Raw genomic sequence first — 1,501 nt, 5'->3', positions numbered from 1 at the left:
GGGCCGACGCGCGGGAGATCGCCCTGCCGATCCTTTGGCTGGCCTCTGACGAGGCCTCCTACGTCACCGCCGCGAACTTCATGATCGACGGCGGCCGCCCGGTGGCGTGAGCCGGCCGCCGCTCCGGGCGAAGCGAGCGGTCCCTTCGACCTGATCCGGTCGGCGTCGCCGGCGCGCGGCCAGGAACGCCGTCGCGATCATGGCGTTCTCCCTCCGAGACGATACCGGCGCCGCCGGGGCCCCTTGTGCGCCCGTGCCGCGCCAGGGAATCCGGAAACGAGGAGATCACAATGCGCCTGCTCACCCCGCGTCCCGCCACCGCCCGCTCCGCGCTGCCGCGTCCCGCAGCCGGTCTGGTCCTGGCCGGCCTGCTCGCCGGCACGGCCGGCGCCGCCTTTGCCCAGGAGCAGGCCTCCCATCCCGCCGGCGCCATCCTGATCGACCAGCAGGGCGAGCGGGTCGGTTCGGCGGCGCTGATCGAGACCCCCAGCGGCCTGCTGATCCAGCTCGACGTCGAGGGCCTGCCGGCCGGCGTCCACGGCTTCCACATCCACGAGACCGGCGCCTGCGAGACGCCGGACTTCAAGTCGGCGGGCGGCCACTTCAATCCCGACGGCCGCACCCACGGCTTCCTGTCCGAGGAGGGGCCGCATCAGGGCGACCTGCCCAACATCTACGCCGACGAGGGGGTGCCGACGCGCGCCGACGCCTTCGCGCCGGGTGTCAGCCTGGAGGGCGACGGCGGCCTGCTCGACGACGACGGCGCGGCCCTGGTGATCCATGCGACCGCTGACGACTACCAGACCGATCCCGCCGGCCACGCCGGCGAGCGTCTGGCCTGCGGCGTCGTGGAGCGTCAGGAAGCCCGGCAGTAGCCTCGTGGCGCTCGGCGGACGCCCGCCGCAGCCGGCCGGGAGGAACTGCCGCCGACGATAGACGTTTCGGCAAGGATACCTCTCGCGTTAGGAGAAAATCATGTCTGCCAAGGCCGTTGGCTACTTCGCCCTGATCATGGGCATCGTCTTCCTGCTCGTCGGCATCGCCGGCTTCGTCCCCGGCCTCGTGATGGAGCACCAGCCGGCGGAGGGCGACGTTGTCGCCGACGCCGGCCTGCTGTTCGGACTGTTCCCGGTCAACCTGCTGCACAACCTCGTGCACCTGGCCTTCGGCATCTGGGGCGTGGCGGTGTTCCGCCGCTTCGGCGCGGCGCGGCTCTACGCGCAGGCGGTCGCCGTGATCTACGCAGTCCTGGCCGTCATGGGCTTCTTCGAGGGCCTGAACACGCTGTTCGGCCTGGTGCCGCTCTACGGCAACGACATCTGGCTGCATCTCGTGATCGCCATCGCGGCCGCCATCTTCGGCTTCGCGCCGATCAAGCCCGAGGCCGCCGCCGCCCATCGCCCGCGCACCTGAGGGCTTGCCGCACGGGGGGGCGTGCCGCAACTTTCCGCAGGCGGGCCGCGGCCCGACCCGCTAACCTGACGCCCCCGGGGCGGGGGGG

The 1,501-nt window shown here is 72.4% G+C and carries 2 protein-coding genes; both read left to right on the top strand.

From position 1 onward, the window contains the following. Positions 1 to 290: 290 nt before the first annotated feature. A complete protein-coding gene (locus WD341_RS14405) occupies positions 291 to 875 on the top strand; it encodes a superoxide dismutase family protein (RefSeq protein WP_368426168.1) in 585 nt (194 codons plus the stop codon). Between the two features lie 100 nt (positions 876 to 975). Further along, positions 976 to 1,413 (top strand): DUF4383 domain-containing protein, encoded by a 438-nt coding sequence (locus tag WD341_RS14400; RefSeq protein WP_368426167.1) that lies wholly within the window; start codon positions 976 to 978, stop codon positions 1,411 to 1,413. Positions 1,414 to 1,501: the final 88 nt, after the last annotated feature.

Origin of the sequence: Tistlia sp., from assembly GCF_040905785.1 — a bacterium.
GTDB lineage: Bacteria > Pseudomonadota > Alphaproteobacteria > Kiloniellales > DSM-21159 > Tistlia.
This window is presented reverse-complemented; position numbering and strand designations above follow the sequence as displayed.

Coding starts and splice junctions, on each gene's coding strand:
- WD341_RS14405 (WP_368426168.1), top strand. CDS start 291: ATGCGCCTGCTCACCCCGCGTCCCGCCACCGCCCGCTCCGCGCTGCCG.
- WD341_RS14400 (WP_368426167.1), top strand. CDS start 976: ATGTCTGCCAAGGCCGTTGGCTACTTCGCCCTGATCATGGGCATCGTC.